The 21,934-nt window shown below is 71.7% G+C and carries 19 protein-coding genes and 1 pseudogene; 10 read left to right on the forward strand and 10 right to left on the reverse strand.

Annotated elements, in window-relative coordinates; translation table 11 throughout:
* Window positions 1-87: 87 nt before the first annotated feature.
* From CRP49_RS34155 to CRP49_RS34165, 4 genes are all read right to left on the reverse strand, one after another.
* Window positions 88-2,559, reverse strand: coding sequence for a LuxR C-terminal-related transcriptional regulator (locus CRP49_RS34155; protein WP_097256826.1), 2,472 nt, complete (start codon window positions 2,557-2,559; stop codon window positions 88-90).
* A gap of 42 nt (window positions 2,560-2,601) precedes the next feature.
* Complete coding sequence (locus CRP49_RS34160) at window positions 2,602-3,096, reverse strand: intradiol ring-cleavage dioxygenase (protein ID WP_306459760.1); 495 nt, start codon at window positions 3,094-3,096, stop codon at window positions 2,602-2,604.
* Window positions 3,093-3,404, reverse strand: a complete 312-nt coding sequence (locus tag CRP49_RS48900; RefSeq protein ID WP_306459761.1) for a hypothetical protein — start codon at window positions 3,402-3,404, stop codon at window positions 3,093-3,095. Before CRP49_RS48900 ends, CRP49_RS34160 begins: the two co-directional genes overlap by 4 nt.
* A 114-nt stretch (window positions 3,405-3,518) precedes the next feature.
* Window positions 3,519-4,574, reverse strand: a complete 1,056-nt coding sequence (locus CRP49_RS34165; protein WP_097256827.1) for an NAD(+)/NADH kinase — start codon at window positions 4,572-4,574, stop codon at window positions 3,519-3,521.
* A gap of 224 nt (window positions 4,575-4,798) precedes the next feature.
* Between CRP49_RS34165 and CRP49_RS34170 the strand changes: the two genes are divergently transcribed.
* Window positions 4,799-5,503, forward strand: coding sequence for a DUF4232 domain-containing protein (locus CRP49_RS34170; RefSeq protein ID WP_097256828.1), 705 nt, complete (start codon window positions 4,799-4,801; stop codon window positions 5,501-5,503).
* A gap of 37 nt (window positions 5,504-5,540) precedes the next feature.
* Here CRP49_RS34170 and CRP49_RS34175 read toward each other — a convergent pair whose 3' ends face one another.
* Window positions 5,541-6,392 carry a serine hydrolase gene (locus tag CRP49_RS34175; RefSeq protein ID WP_097256829.1) on the reverse strand — a complete coding sequence of 284 codons (852 nt, stop codon included), beginning with the start codon at window positions 6,390-6,392 and terminating at the stop codon, window positions 5,541-5,543.
* A 237-nt stretch (window positions 6,393-6,629) separates the two neighbouring features.
* Between CRP49_RS34175 and CRP49_RS34180 the strand changes: the two genes are divergently transcribed.
* A complete protein-coding gene (locus tag CRP49_RS34180; RefSeq protein WP_179851839.1) occupies window positions 6,630-8,081 on the forward strand; it encodes a cytosine permease in 1,452 nt (483 codons plus the stop codon).
* A gap of 1 nt (window position 8,082) precedes the next feature.
* On the opposite strand, the gene CRP49_RS34185 is transcribed toward CRP49_RS34180, so the two are convergent.
* The gene (locus tag CRP49_RS34185) at window positions 8,083-8,970 is read right to left on the reverse strand and encodes an SDR family NAD(P)-dependent oxidoreductase (RefSeq protein WP_097256831.1); all 888 of its coding nucleotides are present in this window, start codon (window positions 8,968-8,970) and stop codon (window positions 8,083-8,085) included.
* A 71-nt stretch (window positions 8,971-9,041) separates the two neighbouring features.
* Here CRP49_RS34185 and CRP49_RS34190 point away from each other — a divergent pair, with 71 nt between their 5' ends.
* Complete coding sequence (locus CRP49_RS34190; protein ID WP_097256832.1) at window positions 9,042-9,983, forward strand: LysR family transcriptional regulator; 942 nt, start codon at window positions 9,042-9,044, stop codon at window positions 9,981-9,983.
* A gap of 448 nt (window positions 9,984-10,431) precedes the next feature.
* Here the strand turns inward: CRP49_RS34190 and CRP49_RS34195 are convergent, their stop codons facing one another.
* Window positions 10,432-11,736 (reverse strand): MFS transporter, encoded by a 1,305-nt coding sequence (locus tag CRP49_RS34195; RefSeq protein WP_097256833.1) that lies wholly within the window; start codon window positions 11,734-11,736, stop codon window positions 10,432-10,434.
* 57 nt (window positions 11,737-11,793) lie between these two features.
* On the opposite strand from CRP49_RS34195, the gene CRP49_RS34200 reads away from it, so the two are divergent.
* Window positions 11,794-12,777, forward strand: a complete 984-nt coding sequence (locus CRP49_RS34200; protein ID WP_218892975.1) for a helix-turn-helix domain-containing protein — start codon at window positions 11,794-11,796, stop codon at window positions 12,775-12,777.
* Between the two features lie 78 nt (window positions 12,778-12,855).
* Here the strand turns inward: CRP49_RS34200 and CRP49_RS34205 are convergent, their stop codons facing one another.
* Window positions 12,856-14,307 carry an amidase gene (locus tag CRP49_RS34205; RefSeq protein WP_097256834.1) on the reverse strand — a complete coding sequence of 484 codons (1,452 nt, stop codon included), beginning with the start codon at window positions 14,305-14,307 and terminating at the stop codon, window positions 12,856-12,858.
* A gap of 539 nt (window positions 14,308-14,846) precedes the next feature.
* Here CRP49_RS34205 and CRP49_RS34215 point away from each other — a divergent pair.
* From CRP49_RS34215 to CRP49_RS34235, 5 genes and pseudogenes are all read left to right on the forward strand, one after another.
* Window positions 14,847-15,563, forward strand: a pseudogene (locus CRP49_RS34215) (SDR family NAD(P)-dependent oxidoreductase); the annotation flags it as partial.
* A gap of 190 nt (window positions 15,564-15,753) precedes the next feature.
* Complete coding sequence (locus tag CRP49_RS34220; RefSeq protein WP_097256836.1) at window positions 15,754-17,394, forward strand: sigma-70 family RNA polymerase sigma factor; 1,641 nt, start codon at window positions 15,754-15,756, stop codon at window positions 17,392-17,394.
* A gap of 101 nt (window positions 17,395-17,495) precedes the next feature.
* Complete coding sequence (locus CRP49_RS34225) at window positions 17,496-17,783, forward strand: DUF1905 domain-containing protein (protein WP_097256837.1); 288 nt, start codon at window positions 17,496-17,498, stop codon at window positions 17,781-17,783.
* Between the two features lie 113 nt (window positions 17,784-17,896).
* Window positions 17,897-18,361 carry a MarR family winged helix-turn-helix transcriptional regulator gene (locus tag CRP49_RS34230; protein WP_097256838.1) on the forward strand — a complete coding sequence of 155 codons (465 nt, stop codon included), beginning with the start codon at window positions 17,897-17,899 and terminating at the stop codon, window positions 18,359-18,361.
* Window positions 18,358-18,762, forward strand: coding sequence for a polyketide cyclase (locus CRP49_RS34235; RefSeq protein ID WP_097256839.1), 405 nt, complete (start codon window positions 18,358-18,360; stop codon window positions 18,760-18,762). The genes CRP49_RS34230 and CRP49_RS34235 overlap by 4 nt, the downstream gene beginning before the upstream one ends.
* 31 nt (window positions 18,763-18,793) lie before the next feature.
* Here CRP49_RS34235 and CRP49_RS47040 read toward each other — a convergent pair whose 3' ends face one another.
* Window positions 18,794-18,949 carry a DUF6131 family protein gene (locus CRP49_RS47040; protein ID WP_097256840.1) on the reverse strand — a complete coding sequence of 52 codons (156 nt, stop codon included), beginning with the start codon at window positions 18,947-18,949 and terminating at the stop codon, window positions 18,794-18,796.
* Window positions 18,950-19,083: 134 nt separating this feature from the next.
* On the reverse strand, window positions 19,084-20,265 hold the full coding sequence (locus tag CRP49_RS34245) for a CdaR family transcriptional regulator (protein ID WP_257033584.1): 1,182 nt from the start codon (window positions 20,263-20,265) through the stop codon (window positions 19,084-19,086).
* 159 nt (window positions 20,266-20,424) lie between these two features.
* Between CRP49_RS34245 and CRP49_RS34250 the strand changes: the two genes are divergently transcribed.
* On the forward strand, window positions 20,425-21,918 hold the full coding sequence (locus CRP49_RS34250; RefSeq protein WP_097256841.1) for a long-chain fatty acid--CoA ligase: 1,494 nt from the start codon (window positions 20,425-20,427) through the stop codon (window positions 21,916-21,918).
* Window positions 21,919-21,934: the final 16 nt, after the last annotated feature.

The raw sequence follows: 21,934 nt of genomic DNA on the forward strand, positions 1-21,934 counted from the left end.
ATGGCGTCCTGCCTGACCCGCCAGTCTCCTACGTCAAGCCGGACAAATCCCATATGTCGCCAGAGCGGCATCTACTATTCGGCACCCCTAGCTCTCGGGGGCGGCGTGACGGATGTCACGGAACCAAAGCTTCCGGTTCTCGTCGGCCGCCCACAGGGCGATCTGTGTGCGTGAGCGAAGACCTAGCTTGTCGCGGACCTTGTCCAGGTGTGTGGCGACCGTATGCACCGAAAGTCTGAGTTGCTCCGCTATCTGTCGGTTGGTCAGCCCTTCTCGGACAAGCTCGACCACCATGGACTCCCGTGCGGTCAGCCGGGACCCCTCGTCCGCGCCGCGCCTCGCCCGCAGGGCGTACGCGACGAGCCGCTCCCCGTGCAGCCCCCGTGCGCCGGCGACGGCGGCCTCCCGGGCGGCCGGCGACAGCAGCTTCCTGGCACGGTCCGCCGCCTGTTCCATCGTGCGCCGCCAGGGCACCTCGGGCTCGGTGTCCAGCCGGTGCCGTGCCCGCGCGCTCGCCTCGTACAACCGCAGGGCGCGCTGCGGGTCCCCGCTCTCGGCGGCCACGAGGGCCAGGCCCTCGACGGGATACAAGGAATGGAAGCTCGTCCCGGGGGTGATCCGCAGGACTTCGGTGAACAGTCGCTCGGCGCTCTCCAGATGCCCGAGAGCCAGGCGTACGGCCCCCGCGGTGTGCAGCGCTGCCGCGGTCCGAGGCCAGGGTGCCTGCTCCCTGAGTACCGGCAGGCACCGCGCCATGAGTGCGTCGGCTTCGGGTGCCCGACCCGCCTGGAGCAGTGCCCAGGCCAGGTGATGGGTGCACCAGGCGATCTCCTCCGGTGTGCCGAGCGAGGCGACGACGTCCAGGCACTCGCGCAGGTCCGCGACGGCCTCGGTGAACTCCCCGCGGCACAGCCGCGCCGCCGCCCGGGCGTCCAGGGCGTTGGCCAGCCCGGCGGGGTCGTGGCGCATCCGCTCCCTGGCCACTGCCTGCTCGCCCCGCCGCAGCGCTTCGTCCAGGTCGGCCTGCTGGCAGGCCACTCGCGCGGCGAGCGCGGGCACCTCTCCGCCCGGCGCCGGGGCGCCGGCTCCGCCCAGCGGTCCGGTCAGCAGCGCGCGGGCGGCCGACGGCTGCTCCTGCTGGTAGTGCACACGCGCCAGCTCGAGGGTGAGCCGCGCCCGCGCGGCGTCGTCCTGGCCGGTGGCGCAGGCCAGTACCGACGCGAGATTGTCCCGTTCCGCCGCCAGCGGGCTGCTCGCCTGGTCGGCGAACACATCCCCGCGGCCACGGTCGGCCAGCCCGGTCAGCCAGACGAGGGCTCGTCGCAGGGTGCCGGGCAGCTCCCCGGACGCGCGCAGCCGTTCCATGGCGTAGGCGCGGATGGTGCCGAGCTGCCGGAAACGGGTGGGCGCCGCGTCTCCTGGCAGTCGTACGACCAGGGACTTGGCCTCCAAAGCGCACAGGATGCGGAAGACCTGCCCCGGTCCGATGCCGTCGCCCGCGCACACCGAGCGCGCGGCGGCCACGTCGAATCCGCCGACCAGGACCGCAAGGCGCCTGAAGACGGCCCGCTCCGCCGGGTCCAGCAGCCGATGACTCCAGTCGACGGCGGCGGCGAGCCCTCGGTGGCGTCGGGGCCCGGTTCTGCTTCCGTCGGCCAGGAGGTCCAGCTGGGACAGCTGGTCGTCCAGCCCGGCCAGGATGTCACTCGGCGCCAGGGCACCGACGTGCCGGGCCGCCAGTTCGACGGCGAGGGTCAGGCCGTCCAGCCGCCGGCAGATCTCGGCGATCGGACGGGCGTTGCCACGGTCGAGCGAGAAGCCGGGCGAGCGGTTCGAGGCACGTTCGACGAACAGTCGTACGGCATCCGCCCGCAGCAGGGCCGCCACGTCGTCCCCGGCGTCGGCCGGGGGCAGGGACAGCTCGCCGACCCGGAACACCGTCTCTCCGGGTACCCGCAGGGCCTCCCGGCTGGTGGCCAGGATCCGCAGCCGAGGGCAGCGGCCGAGCAGACTCGCGACCAGCCGGGCGCACGGCTCGGCCAGATGCTCGCAGTTGTCCAGGACCAGCAGCCGCGAGGTGTCACCGATCGCCCGGACCAGACCGTCGACACCGGTCCGGCCCGCGCGTTCGCCCACGCCCAGCGCGGTGGCCACGGACTGCGCCAGCACCGTGCCGTCCCGCAGCGAGTCCAGCTCCACGAGGTCGACCCGGGCGAAGCGGTTCGGTAACCCCCTGGCGAACTCCAGCGCCAGCCGCGTCTTGCCGACCCCGCCCGCGCCGGTGAGCGTGAGCAGACGCGTGCCCCTCAGCAGCGCGCGCAGGCGGGACAACTCCTGCCGCCGGCCGACGAAGGAGTCGAGCGCCGACAGCGGGACCCGGTCGTGAGCGGTGGTGGCCGACGTGGCCGGTGGTGCGGCCGGCGCGGCGCGCTGTGCCGCCAGTCGTCGCCTGAGCGCCCGTTGTCTGCAGGCGTTGGAACAGTACCGAGCCGGCCGACCGCCGTGCGGTCTCGTGATGAGTGCCGCGCCGCATACCTCACACGTTCGACTCCGGGTCATCCCCGTTTCCTGGCCGCCCGTTCCCGGGACGAAACCATCGCCTCAGGGCGTGGCGGCGGGGTTGATCCCGAGGACGACGGTTCCGGTCACCCCCTTGCCGAGGTCGCTGCCCGCCTGGGTCAGGGTCAGCAGGGTCGAGGACCCGCCGTTGCGGTAGATGCCGTCCCGGGCGTTGAGCGTGCGGGTCGCCGTGTTGTTCCGGTACGGGGACAGGGCGGCGACGCGGGTGTTGTACGTCTCCGGGAAGTAGAGCTGGCCCGTGTGGGACACATGGCCTCCGTGATACGTCCCGTTGGACACCGTGCCGCCCGCATGCGTCTTGACGTGGATGTGCAGGGCCCGGCCGACGTACCAGCCCGGGTAGACGGTGGTGAACTCCGCGACGCCGGTGGCGTCGGTCAGCTGCACACCGCGCAGAAAGGTCGTGTCCGGGGTGGAACCGCCGGCCACGTATCCGGAGTAGACCCCGAGCGCGTCGCAGTGCCAGATGTCGACCGCGGTGTTGGGCAGCGGGGCGCAGGTGATGCTGTCGGTCACCGTGACGCGCAGGGTGAGGGGACGCCCGCCTTGCCCTCGGTGATGTCCTTGCGGACCGTCTCCAGGTCCAGGTAGTAGGGCCCCTCGGTCTGCTCGGGCGTCAGGACGCACGCGGCGGCGAGCCGGGGCGCGGTGCGGGTGTCCGAGGCGGCCGCCGACTGTGTGGCGGCGAGACCCAGTGCGGCCACGCCGAGGGTGGCCCCGCCCAGGGTGGCGATGACGGACCTGCGGGTGGCGCCGGCCGGAGCGTCGGCCGGCTCGGGGGCGCGCTGCGGCTGCGCGGCGTTGTGGTGGGGGGTGTCAGTCATGCTGCGACGATGGCGCATGCGCCAGGCCCTGGGATCGTACGGACGACCGATGAAATCGGAGGCGTTACGAAACCCCCGAGGCGCGTGCCGCAGACCTCAGGAAAGCCGCGGCGACTAGCGGGGAGCGGTGGGCAGCGCCAGGTGCGCCAGGTCGCCGGGCGGGGGCGAGGTCACCGGCCACAGCGGAGCGGCGACCCCGTCGGCGAGCGCGGCCGGCGCGTCGGTGAGGTTCATGCGCTCGCGCAGCCGGCCGTAGAAGTCCATGGGGCCGAGCCGGACCGCCTTGAGCCGGCGGGGAGCGGCGTACACGCCGATCCAGTCCCCGGGGTTGAGCACCCCGCGCACCTGGCCGTCGACGCTGACGGCGGCCTGGCCCGAACGATCCAGGACCCGTAGCGCGATGGGCTCGTCCGGAGCGGCCACGACCGACCGGTTGAACGTCATGTGCGGGGCCACCGGCGTGAAGATGAGGCCCTCCGCACGGGGCGAGACGACCGGACCACCGGCGGCGAAACTGTACGCGGTCGAACCCGTGGGCGTGGCCACCAGCAGCGCGTCGGCGGAGTACGACGCGAGGAGCCGGCCGGCCAGGTAGACGCCCACGGACACCTGCCGGTCCCTGGCCAGCTTCTCCAGGACGATGTCGTTCAGCGCGGTGATGTTCAGGGCGACGCCCCAGTCGTCACCGGTCTCGCACTCCATGCGCACCGGGGGCGGGGGCAGCATCGGTCCACGGGCGTAGTGCACCAGCGCCTCCATCTGCTCGGGCACCTCCAGCCGGCAGGACGCCCGCATGGTCAGGAGCATCCGGCTCTCGACGGTGATCCGCTCCTCCCGTACGGCGTCCAGCGCTTCGCGGACGGCCGTGGCGGGGACCTCCGTCAGGAAGCCCACCCGTCCGAGGTCGACGCCGAGGACCAGGGCGTCGTTCTCGGCCGCCAGCCGGGCCCCGCGCAGGAAGGTTCCGTCGCCGCCCAGGGTGACGATGAGATCCGGATCGCCCGCGGCGTCCAGCTCCTCCCGGGCGCTGTGCCGCGCCCCCTCCTGCCACACGTCGATGTCGGCACACCCGACGGCGTGCTCGGCGCTCCACTCACGCACGGCGCGCGCGGCGGCCACGGCCTCCGCCCGCCCGCCGTGCACGACCAGGCCGATCCGGTTCACCGTCATACCCGCCTCCAAGCCGGCTCGACCACAGGACCCTCCTCACCACGATCCTCGGCCCGCACCTCCCACGCCACGCCGTGTGCTTCCGTGCCGATCCGGCCCGGTTCGTGTCACTGCCGTGTCACAGCTGATCCACAGCGGAACTCCTGGTCAGATGAGTCTGTCTCAGTGCGTGAACACCGGCACAGAGCCGGTCGACCGGCTTACTTCCGAAATCGGGGGACCCCATGCAGCACCGAAACACCATCCGCGTCACCATGTCGGCGATGGCCACGATCGCGGCCGCCCTGTCGCTGACCGCGTGCCAGTCGGGTGGCGGCGAACCGGCGGCCGAGAAGTCGTCCCAGGCCCCGGCCACCGCGGCCGCTTCCCCCACGGCCTCCTCTCCCACCAGCCCGGCCACCACTGCCTCGAAGCCCGCCGGCGGCGGCACCTCCACCCCCTCGGGCGCGACTGCCACGCCGGCGTCCGACCCGTCGGGCGGTACCGCGCCGACGTGTCCGGTCACCGCTCTGGAGGCGACCGCGTACCAGGCTGCCAACCGCCCGAACGGCACCGGCACCGGAGCCGCGATCGTCGAGTTCACCAACGTCTCCGGCAAGGCCTGCGTACTGCAGGGCCACCCGACGGTGGCGGGGGCGGGCAACGGCTCGCCCGACCACAACGCTCCGCTGACGGTCACCCCTACCGGTTCCGCGGCGAGCGTGAAGGTCGCGCCGGGCGGCAAGGCATGGGTGAAGCTGACCTTCGTCCAGGTGCAGGGCGAGGGGGACGGCTACTGCGCGTCCGGCGCGAAGCCCACCGTGTACCCGACGCTGGTGGTCGGCCTTCCCGGGTCGGGGGCCCACCAGGTCGCCCTGTCGGACGGTGAGATCGCCGAGTGCGACAACAAGGTCACCGCGACCGCGGTGTCGGCGGTGAAGCCTTCCTGACCGCGTCTTCCCGACCTCGTCGGGAGCCGGGTCGGCGTCAGTGGGCCGTCGTCGAGGTGACGGCGGCCCGGGCCGCCCGTTCCACCAGTGCGACGCCGTCCTTCATCGAGGTGTTGCCGTCCGACAGGACCGCGACGAGGTAGTGGTGTCCGCCGGTCGTGATCCGGCCGACGCTGTTGACGTCCCACAGCCCGGTCGTGTTGCGCTGCAGCCAGCCGTTCTTCAGGGCCCACTCGGAGCCGGCGGCCGCCGAGACGCCCCAGGACTGGTCGTCGGCGATGCGGCTCATCAGGGTGCGGATGTAGCCGCGGGACGCGTCACCGAGGGCCGGCGCCGAGCCCGCCTTCGGGGCGGGACCGGTGTCGAACACCGCGCGCAGCAGCCGTATCTGGTCGCTCGCCGTGGTCCGGGTCAGCCCCCACCTGACGTCGGGGCCGCCCTGCGTCGCGGTCAGCCCCAGCCGCTTGTTCGCCGCCTTGAGGCCCGGTGCGAGGCCGATGCGCCGCCACAGGGAGTTCGCCGCCGCGTTGTCGCTGTGCTCGATCATCGCCTCGGCCTGGGCGCGCTCCTTCGCGGTCAGGGCCTTCCCGGAGTCCTGCACCTGGAGCAGCACCGAGGCAAGGATGTCGACCTTGATGATGCTCGCCGTGTCGTAGGGGGCGTCGTCGCCGTACACCGCGGGCGTCCGGCCCGTACCGTCCAGGTCGAGCACCGCTGCCGTCACCCGCGCCTTGCCCTGCGCCCCCACCGACGTGGGGAAGTCGGCCGGGGCGGAGCCGGACCGTGTCGACGTGGTGGCCGCGGCCGCCGATGCCGGGGCGAGCGCACCGGCCGAGAGCAGCGTCGACACCGCGGCCGCGAGCGACAAGGAGCGGATTCGGTACGCCATGGTGAGGGACCTCGGCAGTTCGGGGTGCGGGGACACAGAACTGCGAACCTAAACAAAACGCCCGCTCAGCGAAGTGACCGCTGCCACGACAGGGCCCTTTTGGCGCGAATTGTGAGCAGAGCAACAGGTGAACCGAACGTGACCGGTCGTCGCGCCGCGTGGTCGCCGGACCGGCTTGCTCTCGTCGCCCAAGGGGAAGAAAGTGACCAGAGAGGCACACCGGGCCCGGGAGGCGTCATGAGCACATCAGCTGAGCCGAGAGTGTCGGGCCTGGAGATCCGGTCCATCGACTACGTCCCCCTGGACGAGCGGCACGGCAAGCTGTGGCATCTGGGCCCCCTGTGGTTCATGTCCAACGCCCAGATCGCCACCCTCGCGGTGGGGCTGATCAGCATCACCGAGGGCGGCAACCTCATCTGGTCGCTGCTGGCCATCGTCGCCGGTACCTTGATCGGCACCTTCTTCATGGCCTTCCACTCGGCCCAGGGGCCCCAGCTGGGCCTGCCCCAGATGATCCAGTCGCGGCCCCAGTTCGGCTATGTCGGCGCCCTCCTGGTGTGGGTCTTCGCCTACGTCCAGTACGCGGGATTCAACGTCTTCAACAGCGTCCTCGCCGCCGACGCCATGCACACCACGGTGCACGGCGGCGTGAAGCTGTGGATCGTCGTGGTCACCGTGGTCGCACTTGTCATCGCACTCGTGGGCTACGACGTCATCCACAAGGCCGAGCGGTTCCTGACGTACACCTTCCTCGTCATCTTCGGGGTCTTCACCGTCGGCATCCTGGTCACCATGCACTACCCGGCGGGCTCCTTCGACCTCGGCGCCTTCAAGTGGACGCCGTTCCTGGCCCAGTTCGGCGTGGTCGCCGGCTACCAGATCAGCTGGGCCATCTACGTCTCGGACTACTCGCGCTACCTCCCGCCGGACGTGACGGTCCGCAAGACCTTCTACTGGACGTACTTCGGCTCCGCGCTCGGCGGTATCTGGCTGATGGTGCTCGGAGCACTGCTGGCCGCCTGGGCCGGCAAGAACTTCGACACGATCCCCTCGATCAACGCCGCCGGCGACAAGGTGTTCAGCGGATTCGGCGCGATCGTGCTGCTCTTCTCCGCCCTGGGCCTGGTGTCCGTCACCGCGCTGAACATGTACGGCGGCTCCCTGACCCTCATCAGCGCCATCGACTCGTTCAAGCGGGTGCAGCCCACGCTCGGCGTACGTCTGCTGACCATCGGGCTGACCGCGGCGCTCTCCCTGGTCGGCGCGCTCGCCGCGACCTCCAACTTCCTCGCGAACTTCAACAACTTCCTGCTGCTGGTGCTCTACCTGTTCATCCCGTGGACCGCGGTGAACCTCATGGACTACTACGTCGTACGCCGCGGGCACTACGCCGTCGCCGAGATCTTCAACCCGAACGGCATCTACGGGCGCTGGGGCTGGCACGGCATCATCGCGTACCTGGTCGGCTTCGCCGTCATGATCCCGTTCTTCTCCGTCGGAACCCTGTACGTCGGCCCCGCCGCCGACGCGCTCGGCGGAGCCGACATCTCCCTGTTCATCGGTCTGCCGGTCTCCGCGCTGCTGTACTGGTGGCTGACCCGCTCGATCGACGTGGAGGCCGAGACGCGCGTGGCGGAGGCGGAGGCGGCGGCGCTGGAGCAGGCGGCACACGAACACCGCGAACCCTGACTCAGGGCGTGAGCATCCGGTCCTGCTCCACCGGGGGCGTGCCGTCGTACCAGTTCAGGGGCTTGCCGAAGCGGACCAGCTCGCCGTACAGCGCCGGATCGACACCGTCGGCGAGGACCAGGTCGAGCACGGCCCGGGCGGCCTCGGCGGGGGACTGGGCGTGGCTGTGGTCGCCGAACCAGGGGCGGGAGGTGGCGGTGTCGACCATGCCGGGGCAGACGGAGGCGATCAGGGTGCCAGTGGCGAGATCGTCCGCGCGGCGTTCGGCCGCGACCGCCCGGACGGCGGCGACCTGGGCCACCTTGGAGGGCACGTTCAGCCAACGCGGCCAGCCCGCCTCCTCCGCGGTCCCGTCGTGGACGGCGCCGCGCCAGGACTCGACGGCGTGCTCGACCTGGTCGAGGCTCGCGCCGTCGAACAGGTGGTGCAGCCGCGCGTCGAGGTGGCCGAGGGTGCCCAGACTGCTGGCCACGACGAGCAGCCGGCCGCCCGGGCGCAGGACCGGCCCGAACGAGCGCAGGATCGCGTGCGTGGCCGTGTTGGAGACATCGATGAACTCGTCGGCGCGCGCGGCCTGTGACTCGTCGGGCAGCACCCGGGCCACCGCGTTGGAGATCACGACGTCGACCCCGCCGTACTGCTTCTGGAGTTCGCCGGCCAAGCGGTCGACGGCGCCGGTGTCGGTGACGTCCAGGACCAGGCCCCGCACCTGACCGCGGGTGCCGGGCAGTTGGGCCACCTGGTCGGCCGCCTCGGCGACGCGCTGCGGGTTGCGGCCGGTGAGCAGGACCAGGTCGTCGGGGCCCGTCCGGGCCGCCAGCCCCTCGACGAGAGCGCGGCCGAGCCCCTGGTTGGCGCCCGTGACGAGGGCGATGCGTGAAGCGTTCATGCCTGCCACGCTAGAAACGCGCGGACTATGAGTCCAACGAAAGTCACGCAAGCCTGGTATGCGTAATCGTCATGGACTTCACCGATGTGTCGCTGACCGCGCTGCGCGTCTTCCGCGCGGTGGCCGAGCAGGGGACCTTCACCGCGGCCGCGGCCTCGCTGGGCTACACCCAGTCGGCGGTGTCCCGGCAGATCGCCGCGATCGAACGGGTGGCGGGCGCCGAGCTGCTGGAACGCAGGCGTGACGGTGTACGGCTGACCGCGGCGGGCCATCTCGTCATGCGCCGGGCGACGGTCGTGCTCGACGAGATCGACGCGGCCGCGCGCGAACTGTCCGGCCTTCCCGGGCAGGCCGGGACGGTCCGGCTCGGCTGGTTCCCCAGCGCCGGAGCGGTGCTGGTACCCAGGGCCCTGACCGCACTGCGCCGCACGGACCCCGGCCTGAACGTCGTCGGCCGGGAGGGCAGCACCCCCGCCCTGGTACGTGCCCTGCGCGCCGGCAGCCTGGACCTGGCACTGCTCGCGTCAGCGCCGCCATTCCGGCCGCCGGACGCCGAGTCACCCCCGCTGGAGCTGCGAACGCTCACCGAGCGCGCCCTGTGCCTCGCGGTGCCCGCCACCCACCCGCTCGCCCGCGGCGACTTCGTCGACGTGGCCGACCTGCGCGGTCAGCGCTGGATCACCGGTTCCACCTCCGGGGACGACGGGCTCATGGGCGTGTGGCCGGGCCTGGACGAGCGACCCGACATCGCCCACACCGCCCGTGACTGGCTGGCCAAGCTCCACCTGGTCGCCGCCGGCTGCGGACTGACCACCGTCCCGGCCTCCCTCGCTCCCGCCGCACCACCGGGCGTACGCATCCTCCCGGTCCGCGGCGGCCCCCAGGAGCAACGCCGCCTCCTCGTGGCCCGCCTACCGCACCCGCCGAGCGAAGCGGTCACCCGGGTGGCAACGGCCCTCCGCGCGGCGGCTCTTGACCTCGACACGCCGGAGCGGGCGCAGCGGCCCGCGTGACCGGTGGGTGTGGGGCGTCAGGCGGGTTCGCCGGGCCAGGCGTCAGCGCACGAGGGGGCGCCGCGAGTTCGGCCAGGGCGGACAGAATGGTCCGTGGAGGTCCGCATCAGCTGCGCCGCCTGCTGAAGCGGTCACTCGGGTGGCAATGGCTCTTCGTGTTGCGGTCCTTGGTTTCGACACGCCGGACGGGTCGCAGCCGTCCGTGTGACCGGTGGGTGGGGGCATCAGGCGGGTTCGCCGCGCCAGGCGTCAGCGCACGAGGGGGCCACCGCGAGCCCGGCCACGGCGAACGGCATGGTTCCGTGGCCGCCCGTAGACGCAGCGCTGCCTGCTCCTGGCCCCCTGTCGAAGCGGTCACCCGCGTGGCAACCACCCTCCGCGCCGCAGCCCTTGGCCTCGACACGCCGGAGCGGGCGCAGCCGCCCGCGTGACCGGCGGATGTGCGGCGTCAGGCCGGTTCGCCTCGCCAGGCGCCGTCGCGCTGGGCCCAGCGGACGGCAGGGGTCACCGCGAGTCCGGCCAGGGCGAACACCACGCCGAGCACCGCCCAGCCGAGGGTGCCGTGGGCGATGGCGGTGACTGTGACCAGGGCCGGTCCCGCCATCATCCCGGCCGACATCCCGGCGCCGAACACCCCCTGGTAGACGCCGTGCGCGCGGGCGTCGGCCAGTTCGTACCCGAGGGTCCAGCCGCCGGCCGCCGACAGCACCTCGGCGAAGACCTGCACCACCGCACCGGCGGTCAGCGACAGCACCGCCCACACGGGGGAGAGGCCGGCGGACAGGGCGTACACCGCGCAGGACGCGGCCAGCAGCAGTCCCGACCAGCCCATCGCCCGTACCGCGCTGGGCACTTGGGAGGCACGGCGGGCGACCCGCACCTGCAGGAGCGCCACCAGCACACAGTTGACGATCATCAGCAGGGCCGCCGTCCAGCGCGGCGCCTCGGTCCGTTCCACGATCCACAGCGGCAGCCCGACCTCGGACAGCGTGTACTGCACGACCAGCACCGCGTTGAGCACGGTCACCGCCAGGAACGGCAGGTCACGCACCGCCCGCCAGCGATCGACGGCGGGGGCGTCGGCGTCCAGCGCAGCCCGCTCGCGCACATGCGAGGCCAGCGGCATCCGCGGCACCAGCAGCGCGGGGCCCGCGAAGGACAGCGCGTTCAGCACGATCACCGCCAGATACGCGCCCCGCGTGTCCAGTTGGAGAGCGACCGCGCCGAGCGCGCCGCCCACGCCCATCCCGACGTTCGTCACCATCCGCAGATACGCCCGTGCCTCCACCCGGGTGGCCGCCGGCAGCACATCGGCGTAGAGCGCGCCCTGCACCCCGCGGCTCGCCATCTGAAACGCCGTCGCACAGATCACCGTCACAAGGAACCCGGCGTAGGAGTGCACCAGGGTGTACGCGGCCGTGGCGATTCCGGTGCCGCCCCACATCAGGGCCCCGACCCGCCGCGCGCCCCACCGGTCCGCCGCCCGCCCGGCCGGCACCCCGGCGGCGACACCCACCAGACCCGCGACCGTCATCCCGACGCCGACCGCGGTCGCGTCCAGGCCGACGATGCGTGTGAAGTACAGGATGCCGAGCGGGAAGTAGAGCCCGTTGCCGAGGGAGTTGACGACGGTCAGCACGGTGGCGAGACGCAGGACCGGGTCGGCCGGCAGCAGCCCGCCCGCACGGGTCGCGCGACTCGCCTCGGGACTGTCGTGCTGGTCAGAGGCGGATGAGACAGGTGTCGTGGTCATGTCCGACAGCCAACCCCGTCTTCACCGGCGTCCGACAATGATTTAGCGTGGCGCTCAATGATCGAGTTCCGCTTCGCCGTCGGCGACCTCGCCACCACCTCCTTCGCCTACTCCCCGCTCCAGGAGGCGGTGTTCTCGCTGCGCTGCCTGCACGACCCGGCCCGCTACCCGCATCACCGGCCGTGGCTGCGCCGCATCCGCCCACGCCTGGAGACCCTCGACCGCGAACTGCTCACCGCACTCATCGCCCCCTGGCTGTGGGTGCCCGACTTCCTCACTCCGCGCCCCGCCCGCGCCCGCCCCACGTTCGCCGAGGAACTCGACGAGGTCCGCAGCACCCCGCCGGACGTCGTCACCGCCGACTTCCGCGCCACGTACCGCACCGGCGACGCGCTCCCACCGGTCGTCGCGCGGGGCCTGGCCGACCCCGCGGCCTTTCTCGCCCGGCTCGCCGACGCCGTCGACGCCTACTGGCACACCTGCCTCAACGACGGCTGGTGGCCGCGCGTGCAGAGCATCCTGGAGGCCGATCTCGCCCACCAGGCACGGGTGTTGGCGGAGCAAGGGGCGGCGGCACTCTTCGTCGGCCTCGACTCGCGACTCGTGTGGACCGGCGAACAGCTGCGGCTGACCCGCACACGCGACACCGCCCCCTGGCCGCCGGCCGACATCCGCATCGCCGGGCGCGGCCTGGTGCTGATGCCGACGGTCTTCGCCCGCGGCGCCCAGACGGTGATCGACCCGTCGCGCCCGCCGGTGCTCATCTATCCGGCCCGCGGCCGCGCCACCCTCTCCGAGGCACCACCACCGGTCACCGACCGCGCCCTGATACGGCTCCTCGGCCACCCCCGCGCTCGCCTGCTGAGCCTCCTCGCCGAACCGGCCTCCACGACCGAACTGGCCCACCGCCTCAACGTCACCCCCGGCGCGGTCAGCCAGCACCTGGCCGTCCTCTATGACGCGGGCCTGCTCAGCCGCACCCGCAGCGGCCGCACGGTGCGGTACGCGCGCACGGCCCTGGGGGACGAGCTGTGCCGTTGAGTCCGCCGGCCGTCGTACTGGTGGTGTTGCGTAGCGAGCGGTACACGACATTCCTCGACGGACATCCGGTAGTACGCCCTACTTCGGTGCCTGGAAGCCGCCGATCTTCTGCTCGAGCAGTTCGGCCAGCTGCAGCGGGGTGCGGTCCTCGAACATCGGACCGATGAGCTGCACTCCCACCGGCAGACCCTCGGGGGACCGGCCCGCTGGTATAGCGGTGGCGGGTAGACCGGGCATAGTGGCCAGACCGGCCCAGACGAGCTGGTCGAAGTACGGATACTCGACGCCGTCGATGTCGATCCGGCGTTCCCTCGGATCGGGGTTGTGGTCGTGCGGGAACGCGGGAGTGGGCGTGATGGGACACACCACGGCGTCGAACTCGGCGAAGAACTGCCGCCAGCCATGGCGGTGGAGCTCGCGAAAGCTGTTCGCCTGGATCCAGTCGCGGTGGCTGAACACCATGCCGCGCAGCAGCGCCGCATCGAGACTCTGGTCGTCTGCGCTCAGTCCGGCTGCGCGGGCCTGCAGCTTCTCGTACTCTTCGACAGGAAAACGTGCAACGGAGCCCGAAAACAGCAACTGCCTGTAGAGCACCGCGGCTTCGGTCAGATCGGGCAGCAGCGGACTGTCCCGCTCGACGCGGGCACCGCCGTCGACAAGCGCGTCGGCCACCCGGCCCACGCCCGCCCGCACGGCAGACCCGGTCGGAATGAGCGGATGCTCGTCGAGGACCAGGACCCGGAAGTCGCGGAGCCGTTCGTGGCGCGCGGGCGGCAGCGTCAGGTGGTACGCCACACCGAGCGTCAGCGGGTCCGGTCCGGCCATGACGTCGAGCAGGAGCGTGAGGTCGCGAGCGGTGCGCGCCATCGGACCGACGACGGCGAGGTCGTGCTCGACCGGTAGGGCCGGCCCCGGCGGCGGGACCATGCCGCGGCTGGCCGCCAGCCCGAGTGTCGGCTTGTGCGCGTAAATGCCGCAGAAATGCGCGGGGGTGCGCAACGAACCGGCGAGGTCGGAGCCGATGGACAGCGCGCCGAATCCGGACGCCAGGGCCGCCGCCGAGCCGCCGGAGGATCCGCCCGACGTACGACGGTGGTCCCACGGGTTGTTGGTGGTGCCGTAGATCTCGTTGAAGCTCTGTATATCTTGCAGCCCCAAGGGCACATTGGTCTTACCTAGCACCACCGCGCCCGCGGCCTTGAGCCGCGACACCTGCACCGCGTCCTCGGCCGGCATGAAGTTCCGGTGTGGCGGCATGCCCCAGGTCGTGGGCAGCCCGGCGATGTTGTACGACTCTTTGACCGTCACCGGAATGCCGAGCAGCGGCCGGTCCTCACCGCGGGCGCGCGCCTGGTCGGCACCGCGCGCGGCGGCCCGTGCACGGTCGAAGTCCGGCACACAGATCGCGTTGATCGCCTTGTCGTCACGCTCGATACGGGCGATCGCCTGGTCGGTCAGTTCCGCCGAGGTCACTTCACCGGCACGCAAGGCAGCCGCGAGTTTTTCGGCCGTCTGAAAATTCCAGTCCATGAATCCGACCGTATCGGCCTCTGGAACAGGCCACGAAATGCCGCTTCGCGCAACGGGATTGGTGTCGGCGTCGCTGCCCATGACCCGGATCGCACCCGTTGGGGTGGCTCAACTACAGCTCCCGATCACGGTTGTTCGCGGCAACGCAGCAGCCGCCCGCCGAGTCGCACTGGCGTTCATCTCGACCGAGTACTACACACGGCTCGAGCAGGCGCACGGCCCGCGTCCCTCGCGCGAGGTGCTGGGTGGGCTGGCCCGGGCCGATCCGCTCGCGCCTGCTGCGCAGGAAGGCCGCCAGTTCTCGTCTGTCCACGCCCTCAGTGTGCGCGGGGGCAGGGGAGCCGATCCGCCGCGCCCGGCACCGGTGATGAAGGCGACCTTGCCGGCCAGCAGGCCCGAGGTGGAGTCGGTGGATGTGTTGTTCGCGCATGCCACTGCGTCTGTCGGACGCGGAGCGCGACCACCTCCACCACCACCCCCGCCGAGGCCGGGCTGCCCACCGGGCCGCGCCGCCGCACCCCTGGGCTGCGCCGTGAGGAGGTGGCGCAAACGGTGCCGCGGCAGCCCGCTTGTTCGCCCGGGAGGGCGCCGAGGTACTGCTCGCGGCCCGGACCGAGGAACAGCTCAAGGCGGTGACCGAGGAGGTCAGGGCGGCGGGCGGCACCGCGGACTACGTGGTGTGCGATCTGGCCGGCGCGGCCGGTGTGCGCGCAGCCGTGGACCGCGCCGTCGACCTGTACGGCCGCCTCGACGTCGCCTTCAACAACGGTGCGACCATCCAGCGGCCCGGCCCCATGGACCAGCTCCCGGAGGCCGGATTCGACCATGTCTGCACTGTGAACCTCAAGAGCGTCTGGGTGGCCATGGTCGCCGAGGTCGCCGCCATCCGGGCCACTGCCGGGAGCGGCGCCATCGTCAACAACTCGTCCGTCGGCAGCCTGAGAGGAAACCCCGAACTGCCCGTCTACGGCGCGACGAAGCGGGCCGTCAACAGCCTCACCGAGTCGGCCGCCGTCACCTACGGCCCGGAGGGCATCCGCGTCAACGCGATCGCCCCCGGCGGCACGCTGACCGAAATGATCCGTACCTGGGAAGCGGAATCGCCGGGAGTCCTCGACCGGATCAAGGCACAGACCCCGCTGCGCCGCACCGCCGACCCCGACGAGATCGCCGGGGCCGCCGCCTGGCTCCTCAGCGACCGCTCCTCCTTCGTGACCGGCACGGTCCTTCGAGTCGACGGCGGGGCGCGGGCCTGAGCGCGGGCCTGCGCCAAGAACCGGAACCGCCGAGTCCGTGCCCTGTGTGATCTCTCCCATTGCGACCGCCGGGTCGATGCGACCACCCTCTCGTCGAACGAATCTCCGAAGAACTGTTATCGGGGGCTCGCCGAGCTGTCTCCCAGATATCGGACAGCACCGTTCGGCATCGAGGACAGGGAAGCGATTGATGAGTACAGAGCACACGGTGGAGTCGGCGGCACTGGTGACCGCTGCCCGGGCGGGTGACGCGGCGGCCCAGGACGCCCTGGTCAGCGCATACCTCCCGCTGGTCTACAACATCGTGGGACGTGCTTTGAACGGCTCGGTCGATGTCGACGACGTGGTGCAGGAGACCATGCTCCGCGCCCTGGACGCGCTGGGCGGTCTGCGTACTCCCGAGAGCTTCCGCTCCTGGCTCGTGGCGATCGCGATGAACCAGGTCCGGGCACACTGGCAGGACCGGCAGTTCGCTCCGGGCGCCGTCGAGGAGGCCGAGGAACTCGCCGATCCGGGCGCGGACTTCGTGGATCTGACGATGGTGCAACTGCAGCTGTCCGGCCAGCGCCAGGAGACGGCGCGTGCCACCCGCTGGCTGGAGCCCGACGACCGAGGACTGCTGTCGCTGTGGTGGCTGGAGTGCGCCGGTGAGCTGACCCGCGGCGAGGTGGCGGCGGCCCTGGAGCTGTCGCCCCAGCACACCGCGGTCCGCGTACAGCGGATGAAGGCCCAGCTGGAGGCGGCCCGCGTGGTGGTACGGGCGCTGGACGCGCAACCGCCGTGCGCGGAACTGCAGGGCGTGCTGGCCTCCTGGGACAACCGGCCCTCGACGCTGTGGCGCAAGCGCATAGCCCGGCACGCTCGCGGCTGTGCGCGCTGCTCCGGCCTGTGGAGCGGCTTGATGCCCGCTGAGGGACTGCTGGCCGGCCTGGCACTGGTCTCGGTGTCGACCGCGCTGCTGGCGAAGATGGGCCCCGGCTCGGGCGGGATGGCCATGGCCGGTTCGGCGTCCCGGCTGGACGCGTCCGCGGGCCACACCGGTACGGGCCCGGCGTCCGGCCGGCGCGCCGCACGCGGCCGGTCGGCTTCCCGGGGCGAGGCCCGGCGGCGTCGGCGCATCCGGCGCCGGGCTGTCGGCGGTGCCGTCGTGGCGGCCTGCGTCGCGGGCGGCGGCCTCTGGTACTTCGGGACGGACTCCGGGGCGGGGAACGAGGGGGCGACCGCCGCGCGGAGCGCCGGCGATCCCGTGGTGGACCTCTCCGCACCCCGCGTCGTCGAGACCTCGCAGTCGCCCTCGGCCTCTCCGACTCCGTCCCCGTCGGCCTCGAAAAAGGCGAAGAGCGCCAAGAAGACGCCCCACCCGGCGAAGAAGTCCGCGTCCGCTCCCGTGCGGTCCGCTCGGCCCCCGCAGAGCGCGCCCAGCACACCGCAGGCCCAGTCGACCCCCTCGGACACCGTGACGCAGGTGGTCGCGCTGGTGAACAAGGAGCGCGCGGCCGCCGGCTGCGGACCGCTCACCGAGGATCCTCAACTGGAGAAGGCCGCGCAGGGCCACTCCGACGACATGGCCGCCCGCAACTTCTTCGACCACACCAACCCGGACGGCGCCGACCCCGGGCAGCGCATCACCGCCGCGGGCTACCGCTGGTCCACGTACGGGGAGAACATCGCCCAGGGCCAGCAGACCCCGCAGGCCGTGATGGACTCCTGGATGAACAGCCCCGGCCACCGGGCCAACATCCTCAACTGCTCGTTCAAGGACATCGGCGTGGGCGTCCACAAGGGTTCGGGCGGCCCCTGGTGGACCCAGGACTTCGGCGCCAAGCTCTGACCGCCGGAGGCAACTGGCATCCGTTCAGGAGCCGTTGAGGTCGTGGCACCGCAGGTACGCTGAGCGGGCCCTGCCCTCCTCCACGAACGGGACCCGACCTCATGGAACTCGTCTTCTCCGGCCGTGTGATCGAGTGGCGTGGGCCGTCGCCCTACTACTTCGTCGCCGTGCCGGACGAGGAGTCCGCCGACATCCGCGAGGTGGCCACGGCGGCCTCGTACGGCTGGGGCGTGATTCCCGTCGAGGCCCGGATCGGCGAGACCGCCTTCACGACGTCGCTCTTCCCGAAGGACGGCTCCTACCTGCTGCCGCTCAAGAACGCCGTGCGCAAGCCGCAGGGTCTTGCCGAGGGCGACGACGTGACGGTGGAGATGGCCGTGCGCCTCTAGGGCAGGATGCCGGGATCCCGGGCGGCCGGCCTTCGCCGACCCTGATCTGCGGGTGCTCCGCGCGCGCTAACGATTGCCTTGACAACAGTTGCCTAGGCAATAACGATGGATGTGTGACTACGACACACGGACTGCACGACCACCTCGGCTACTGGCTGCGGCGGCTCTCGGACGAGGTCCACGCCCGCTTCGAAGCCGAGATCGGCAGGCATGGCGTCACCGTCTCCCAGTGGGGGGTGATGGCGAGCGTGTTCCACGGTCACACCACCACCAAGGCGGTGGCACAGCACATGGCCATCGACCCCGGAGCCGTCTCCCGGCTCGTGGACCGCCTGGTCGCCAAGGGCCTGATCCGCCGCGAACCCGACCCGGCCTCCCGGCGCACCGTGCTGCTCGTCCTCACCGAAGAGGGCCGCGCACTGGTCCCGGTGCTGGCCGCGCTCGCCGACCGGAACGACGCCTACTTCTTCGGCTCGCTCGACGCTCCGCAGCGAGACCAGCTGGAGAGCTGGATCCGCCGCCTCGTGGGAGAACCCCACCCCGCGCCCTCGCACCACACCCCTGAGGAGTCGTCATGATCGCGCGTTCTCGCACCAAGACCGTCGGCATCGACCGCCCCGTCGCCGAGGTCTTCGATTTCCTGGCCGACCCGGCGAACTGGTCGAAGTGGGCCGTCGTCAACATCAAGTCGATCGAGCCCACCGAGGACCCCGGCTGGTGGGCCATGGCCACCCCGGTGGGCCCGGCCCGGCTCCGCCTCCGTGCCGATGCCGAGTTCGGCATCCTGGACCACGACTACCTGGACGACACCGCGTCCTGGCGTGTCCCCGCCCGCGTCGTCGCCAACGGCGACGGAGCCGAATTCATGATCACCTTCTATCAGCCGCCGGGCTTCAGCGACCAGTTCTTCGACGAGCAGAGCGCACTGGTCGACACAGAACTGTCCACCCTCAAGTCACTCCTGGAAACCCAGGAGTGACCACGTTCGAGCGGCTGGTGACCATTGACGCTCACCAATAGTGTCGTCGGCCCGCGAGTGCGTGGCCCATGGAGCCCATGATCCACAGGACCGCGCCGATCACCACGAGAATGATGCCTATGGTCCACAGGATCGAAATGCCGGTGACGAATCCGAGGATGAGCAGGATGATTCCGAGGATAAGCATGATGTGTGCCTCCTGCTGATACCGGAAGTTTCCTCCCTGCGAGTGCCCCGAAACAGCGGACAATCCCATGCGCGGTTCCGAAATCTTCGAGCCGCTGAAATGGCGCCGTAAGGGAATGGGCTGACCAGGAACTTTCAGTGACGGCTCGCAGACCGCGGAACGAGTCGCAGCGCGTGCAGGGCGGAGCCGAGGTCGGCGAGGGCGGCGGGGTCGGCGAGTGAACGGCCCGTCAGCTTCTCTATCCGCCGGAGCCGGTAGCGCACCGTGTTCGGGTGGATGAAGAGCTGGTTCGCCGCCTCGGCGGCGACGCCCCCGGCCGTGAACCAGTGCCCGAGCGTCTGCAGGAGCCGGGCCCGTTCAGGCGCCGGCAGTTCCAGGACCGGCCCCAGGACGACCTCGACCAGGCGTGCGGCCTCGGCGGGCGCGGCGGCGACCAGCATGGCGAGCGGGCTGTCGTCGAAGCGGGCCACACCCGGTCCGTCGCCCGGCAGCCCGGCCAGCGCCAGCCGGGCGAAGCGCAGCGCCTGCGGTGTGTCGCGCAGCGAGTCGAACCGGGGGCTCATCCCCACCCGTGCCTGACGGTGCCGCAGCGCCCGACGGGTCAGAGCCTCGGCGTCGGGATGAGCCAGCGAGAGCAGCCCGATCTGCTCGCCGGGCAGCAGCCGCCAGGCGGACAGCACACCGGTCTGCCGCAGGTCCGCCTCGATACCCGGCAGCGACTCCCCGCCCGGATCCGGTACGGAGGCGGCCACGACCGCGTACGGTCCCCGCTCCGGCAGACCGAGTTGCCGCGCCGTCTCCCACAGGGTCGTCCGGTCCGCGAGCGCGCCCGTGAACAGCGCCTCGACCAGCGCCGAACGGCGCGCCTCGCGCTGGAGCGCCAGCTCGGCGCTGGCCTCCCGGTAGGCCGCCGCGACAGCCTCCGCATAACGGCCGAACTGCGCCCAGATCTCCGACGAACCCGCCACCAGGTGGGCGTCCGTGACCCCCGGATGCCGCTGGGCCTCGTCGACCATCTGCGCCCACAGGTACCCGAACCCGATCCGGTAGGCGTGCAGGGTGTCCGCGAGGGGCACGCCCTGCTCGGCCCGGAGACGACCGGTCTGGTCCGCGGGCCGTACATCGGGTTGCATGTCGAGCGCGAAACGCCCGAGCAACTGGTCCGCGTTGGCCGTGCAGGACTCCCGCAGCGACGCGAAGGGGATCAGCGACTCGTCGGCGTAGGACTCGACCTCCGCGCGGATGCGCCGCGCCATCCGCTCACCCAGTTCCGGCAGCCGCCCCCGCAGGGCCGCACTCACGTCCGAGAGACTCATACGTGCAGCGTACGGCGTGCTTTTTGTCTCCCGGAACAATCCCCGGAGGTGTGAGCTGTCCGCGCGGCCATGGACGCCCCCGGGCCCGGAGGCGACCATGCCGTGAGCGCAGGCGGGGGAGCCCGGCGAGCGCAGCGAGCATGCATGCGAGGAGGCATCATGGCCAATCTGGCGGAATTCCTGGCGGAGACGGCGGGCCGGCACCCCGAGAGCGCGGCCCTGCGGCTGGGGACGGCGACCACCACGTACGCCGAGCTGGACCGGCTGAGCGCCCAGGCCGCCGCCCTGCTGCGCACCGAGGGCCTGCGGGCCGGCGACCGGGTCGCGCTGATGCTGCCGAACGCGCCCGAGTTCGTCGTCCTGTACTACGGCATCCTGCGCGCCGGCGGCATCGTGGTGCCGATGAACCCGCTGCTCAAGGCGCGGGAGACCGAGTACCACCTGCGCGACTCCGGCGCCGTGCTGCTCTTCGAGTGGCACCAGGCACCCGGTGAGGGCGCCCAGGGCGCGGACGCGGCCGGAGTACGGCACATCGCGGTCGAACCCGCCGCCTTCGCCGCCGACCTGGCGCGGCTGGAGCCGCAGTACGAGATCGCCACCGTCGCCGGCGACGACGTCGCCGTACTGCTCTACACCTCCGGCACCACCGGCCGCCCCAAGGGCGCCTCGCTGACCCACGCGGGACTTCGCCACAACACCGAGGTCAACGTCGTCCATGTGCAGCAGATGACACCCGAGGACGTCATCGTCGGCTGTCTGCCGCTGTTCCACATCTTCGGGCAGGTCTGCACGATGAGCGTCGCGGTGTACAGCGGCGCCGCGCTCGTCCTCGTTCCCCGGTTCGACCCGCAGACCGTGCTCGACGCCATCGCGCGCGAGCGCGCGACCGTCTTCGCGGGCGTGCCCACCATGTACGCGGCGCTGCTCCAGCATCCGGGTGCCGGCGAGGCCGACGTGTCCACCCTGCGCCTGTGCGTCTCGGGCGGCGCGTCCCTGCCGGTGGAGATCCTGCACGGCTTCGAGCGGCGCTTCGGCTGCGTGGTGCTGGAGGGCTTCGGCATGTCCGAGACCAGCCCGGTCGTCTCCTTCAACCACTCCGACCGCCCGCGCAAGGCCGGATCCATCGGGACCCCCATCCGGGACGTCGAGGTGCGGCTGCTCGACGACACCGGCCGGGACGTGACCCTGGGAGAGGTCGGCGAACTCGCGGTGCGCGGACCGAACGTGATGAAGGGTTACTGGAACCGCCCGGAGGAGACCGCCGCCACCATTCCCGACGGCTGGCTGCGCACCGGCGACCTGGCCCGGCAGGACGAGGACGGCTACCTGTACATCGTCGACCGCAAGAAGGACCTCATCATCCGCGGCGGCTACAACGTCTACCCGCGCGAGATCGAGGAGGTCCTGCACGAGCACCCCGCCGTCGCCCTCGCGGCCGTCGTCGGCGTGCCCGACGAGAGGCTCGGCGAGGAGATCGCGGCAGCGGTCGTCCTGCGCCCGGGAGCCGAGGCGAGCCCCGCGGAACTCCAGGAGTACGTGCGGGACCGGGTGGCGGCCTACAAGTATCCGCGCCAGGTGTGGCTGGTGGACGCGCTGCCCATGGGCCCGAGCGGCAAGATCCTCAAGCGGGAGATCTCGGCTCCCGTCCACTGAGTGGGCTCCCGTCCAC

The organism is Streptomyces sp. Ag109_G2-15, from assembly GCF_900215565.1.
In the GTDB taxonomy this organism is placed as follows: domain Bacteria; phylum Actinomycetota; class Actinomycetes; order Streptomycetales; family Streptomycetaceae; genus Streptomyces; species Streptomyces diastatochromogenes.

What these genes read in the sequence shown, in the direction of transcription:
- CRP49_RS34165 (WP_097256827.1), bottom strand. Translation starts at nt 4,574, where the DNA reads ATGACGGTGAACCGGATCGGCCTGGTCGTGCACGGCGGGCGGGCGGAG.
- CRP49_RS34220 (WP_097256836.1), top strand. Translation starts at nt 15,754, where the DNA reads ATGAGTACAGAGCACACGGTGGAGTCGGCGGCACTGGTGACCGCTGCC.
- CRP49_RS34200 (WP_218892975.1), top strand. Translation starts at nt 11,794, where the DNA reads ATGATCGAGTTCCGCTTCGCCGTCGGCGACCTCGCCACCACCTCCTTC.
- CRP49_RS34245 (WP_257033584.1), bottom strand. Translation starts at nt 20,265, where the DNA reads ATGAGTCTCTCGGACGTGAGTGCGGCCCTGCGGGGGCGGCTGCCGGAA.
- CRP49_RS34195 (WP_097256833.1), bottom strand. Translation starts at nt 11,736, where the DNA reads ATGACCACGACACCTGTCTCATCCGCCTCTGACCAGCACGACAGTCCC.
- CRP49_RS34190 (WP_097256832.1), top strand. Translation starts at nt 9,042, where the DNA reads ATGGACTTCACCGATGTGTCGCTGACCGCGCTGCGCGTCTTCCGCGCG.
- CRP49_RS34185 (WP_097256831.1), bottom strand. Translation starts at nt 8,970, where the DNA reads ATGAACGCTTCACGCATCGCCCTCGTCACGGGCGCCAACCAGGGGCTC.
- CRP49_RS48900 (WP_306459761.1), bottom strand. Translation starts at nt 3,404, where the DNA reads ATGACTGACACCCCCCACCACAACGCCGCGCAGCCGCAGCGCGCCCCC.
- CRP49_RS34155 (WP_097256826.1), bottom strand. Translation starts at nt 2,559, where the DNA reads ATGACCCGGAGTCGAACGTGTGAGGTATGCGGCGCGGCACTCATCACG.
- CRP49_RS34180 (WP_179851839.1), top strand. Translation starts at nt 6,630, where the DNA reads ATGAGCACATCAGCTGAGCCGAGAGTGTCGGGCCTGGAGATCCGGTCC.
- CRP49_RS34235 (WP_097256839.1), top strand. Translation starts at nt 18,358, where the DNA reads ATGATCGCGCGTTCTCGCACCAAGACCGTCGGCATCGACCGCCCCGTC.
- CRP49_RS34205 (WP_097256834.1), bottom strand. Translation starts at nt 14,307, where the DNA reads ATGGACTGGAATTTTCAGACGGCCGAAAAACTCGCGGCTGCCTTGCGT.
- CRP49_RS34170 (WP_097256828.1), top strand. Translation starts at nt 4,799, where the DNA reads ATGCAGCACCGAAACACCATCCGCGTCACCATGTCGGCGATGGCCACG.
- CRP49_RS34250 (WP_097256841.1), top strand. Translation starts at nt 20,425, where the DNA reads ATGGCCAATCTGGCGGAATTCCTGGCGGAGACGGCGGGCCGGCACCCC.
- CRP49_RS34175 (WP_097256829.1), bottom strand. Translation starts at nt 6,392, where the DNA reads ATGGCGTACCGAATCCGCTCCTTGTCGCTCGCGGCCGCGGTGTCGACG.
- CRP49_RS34225 (WP_097256837.1), top strand. Translation starts at nt 17,496, where the DNA reads ATGGAACTCGTCTTCTCCGGCCGTGTGATCGAGTGGCGTGGGCCGTCG.
- CRP49_RS47040 (WP_097256840.1), bottom strand. Translation starts at nt 18,949, where the DNA reads ATGCTTATCCTCGGAATCATCCTGCTCATCCTCGGATTCGTCACCGGC.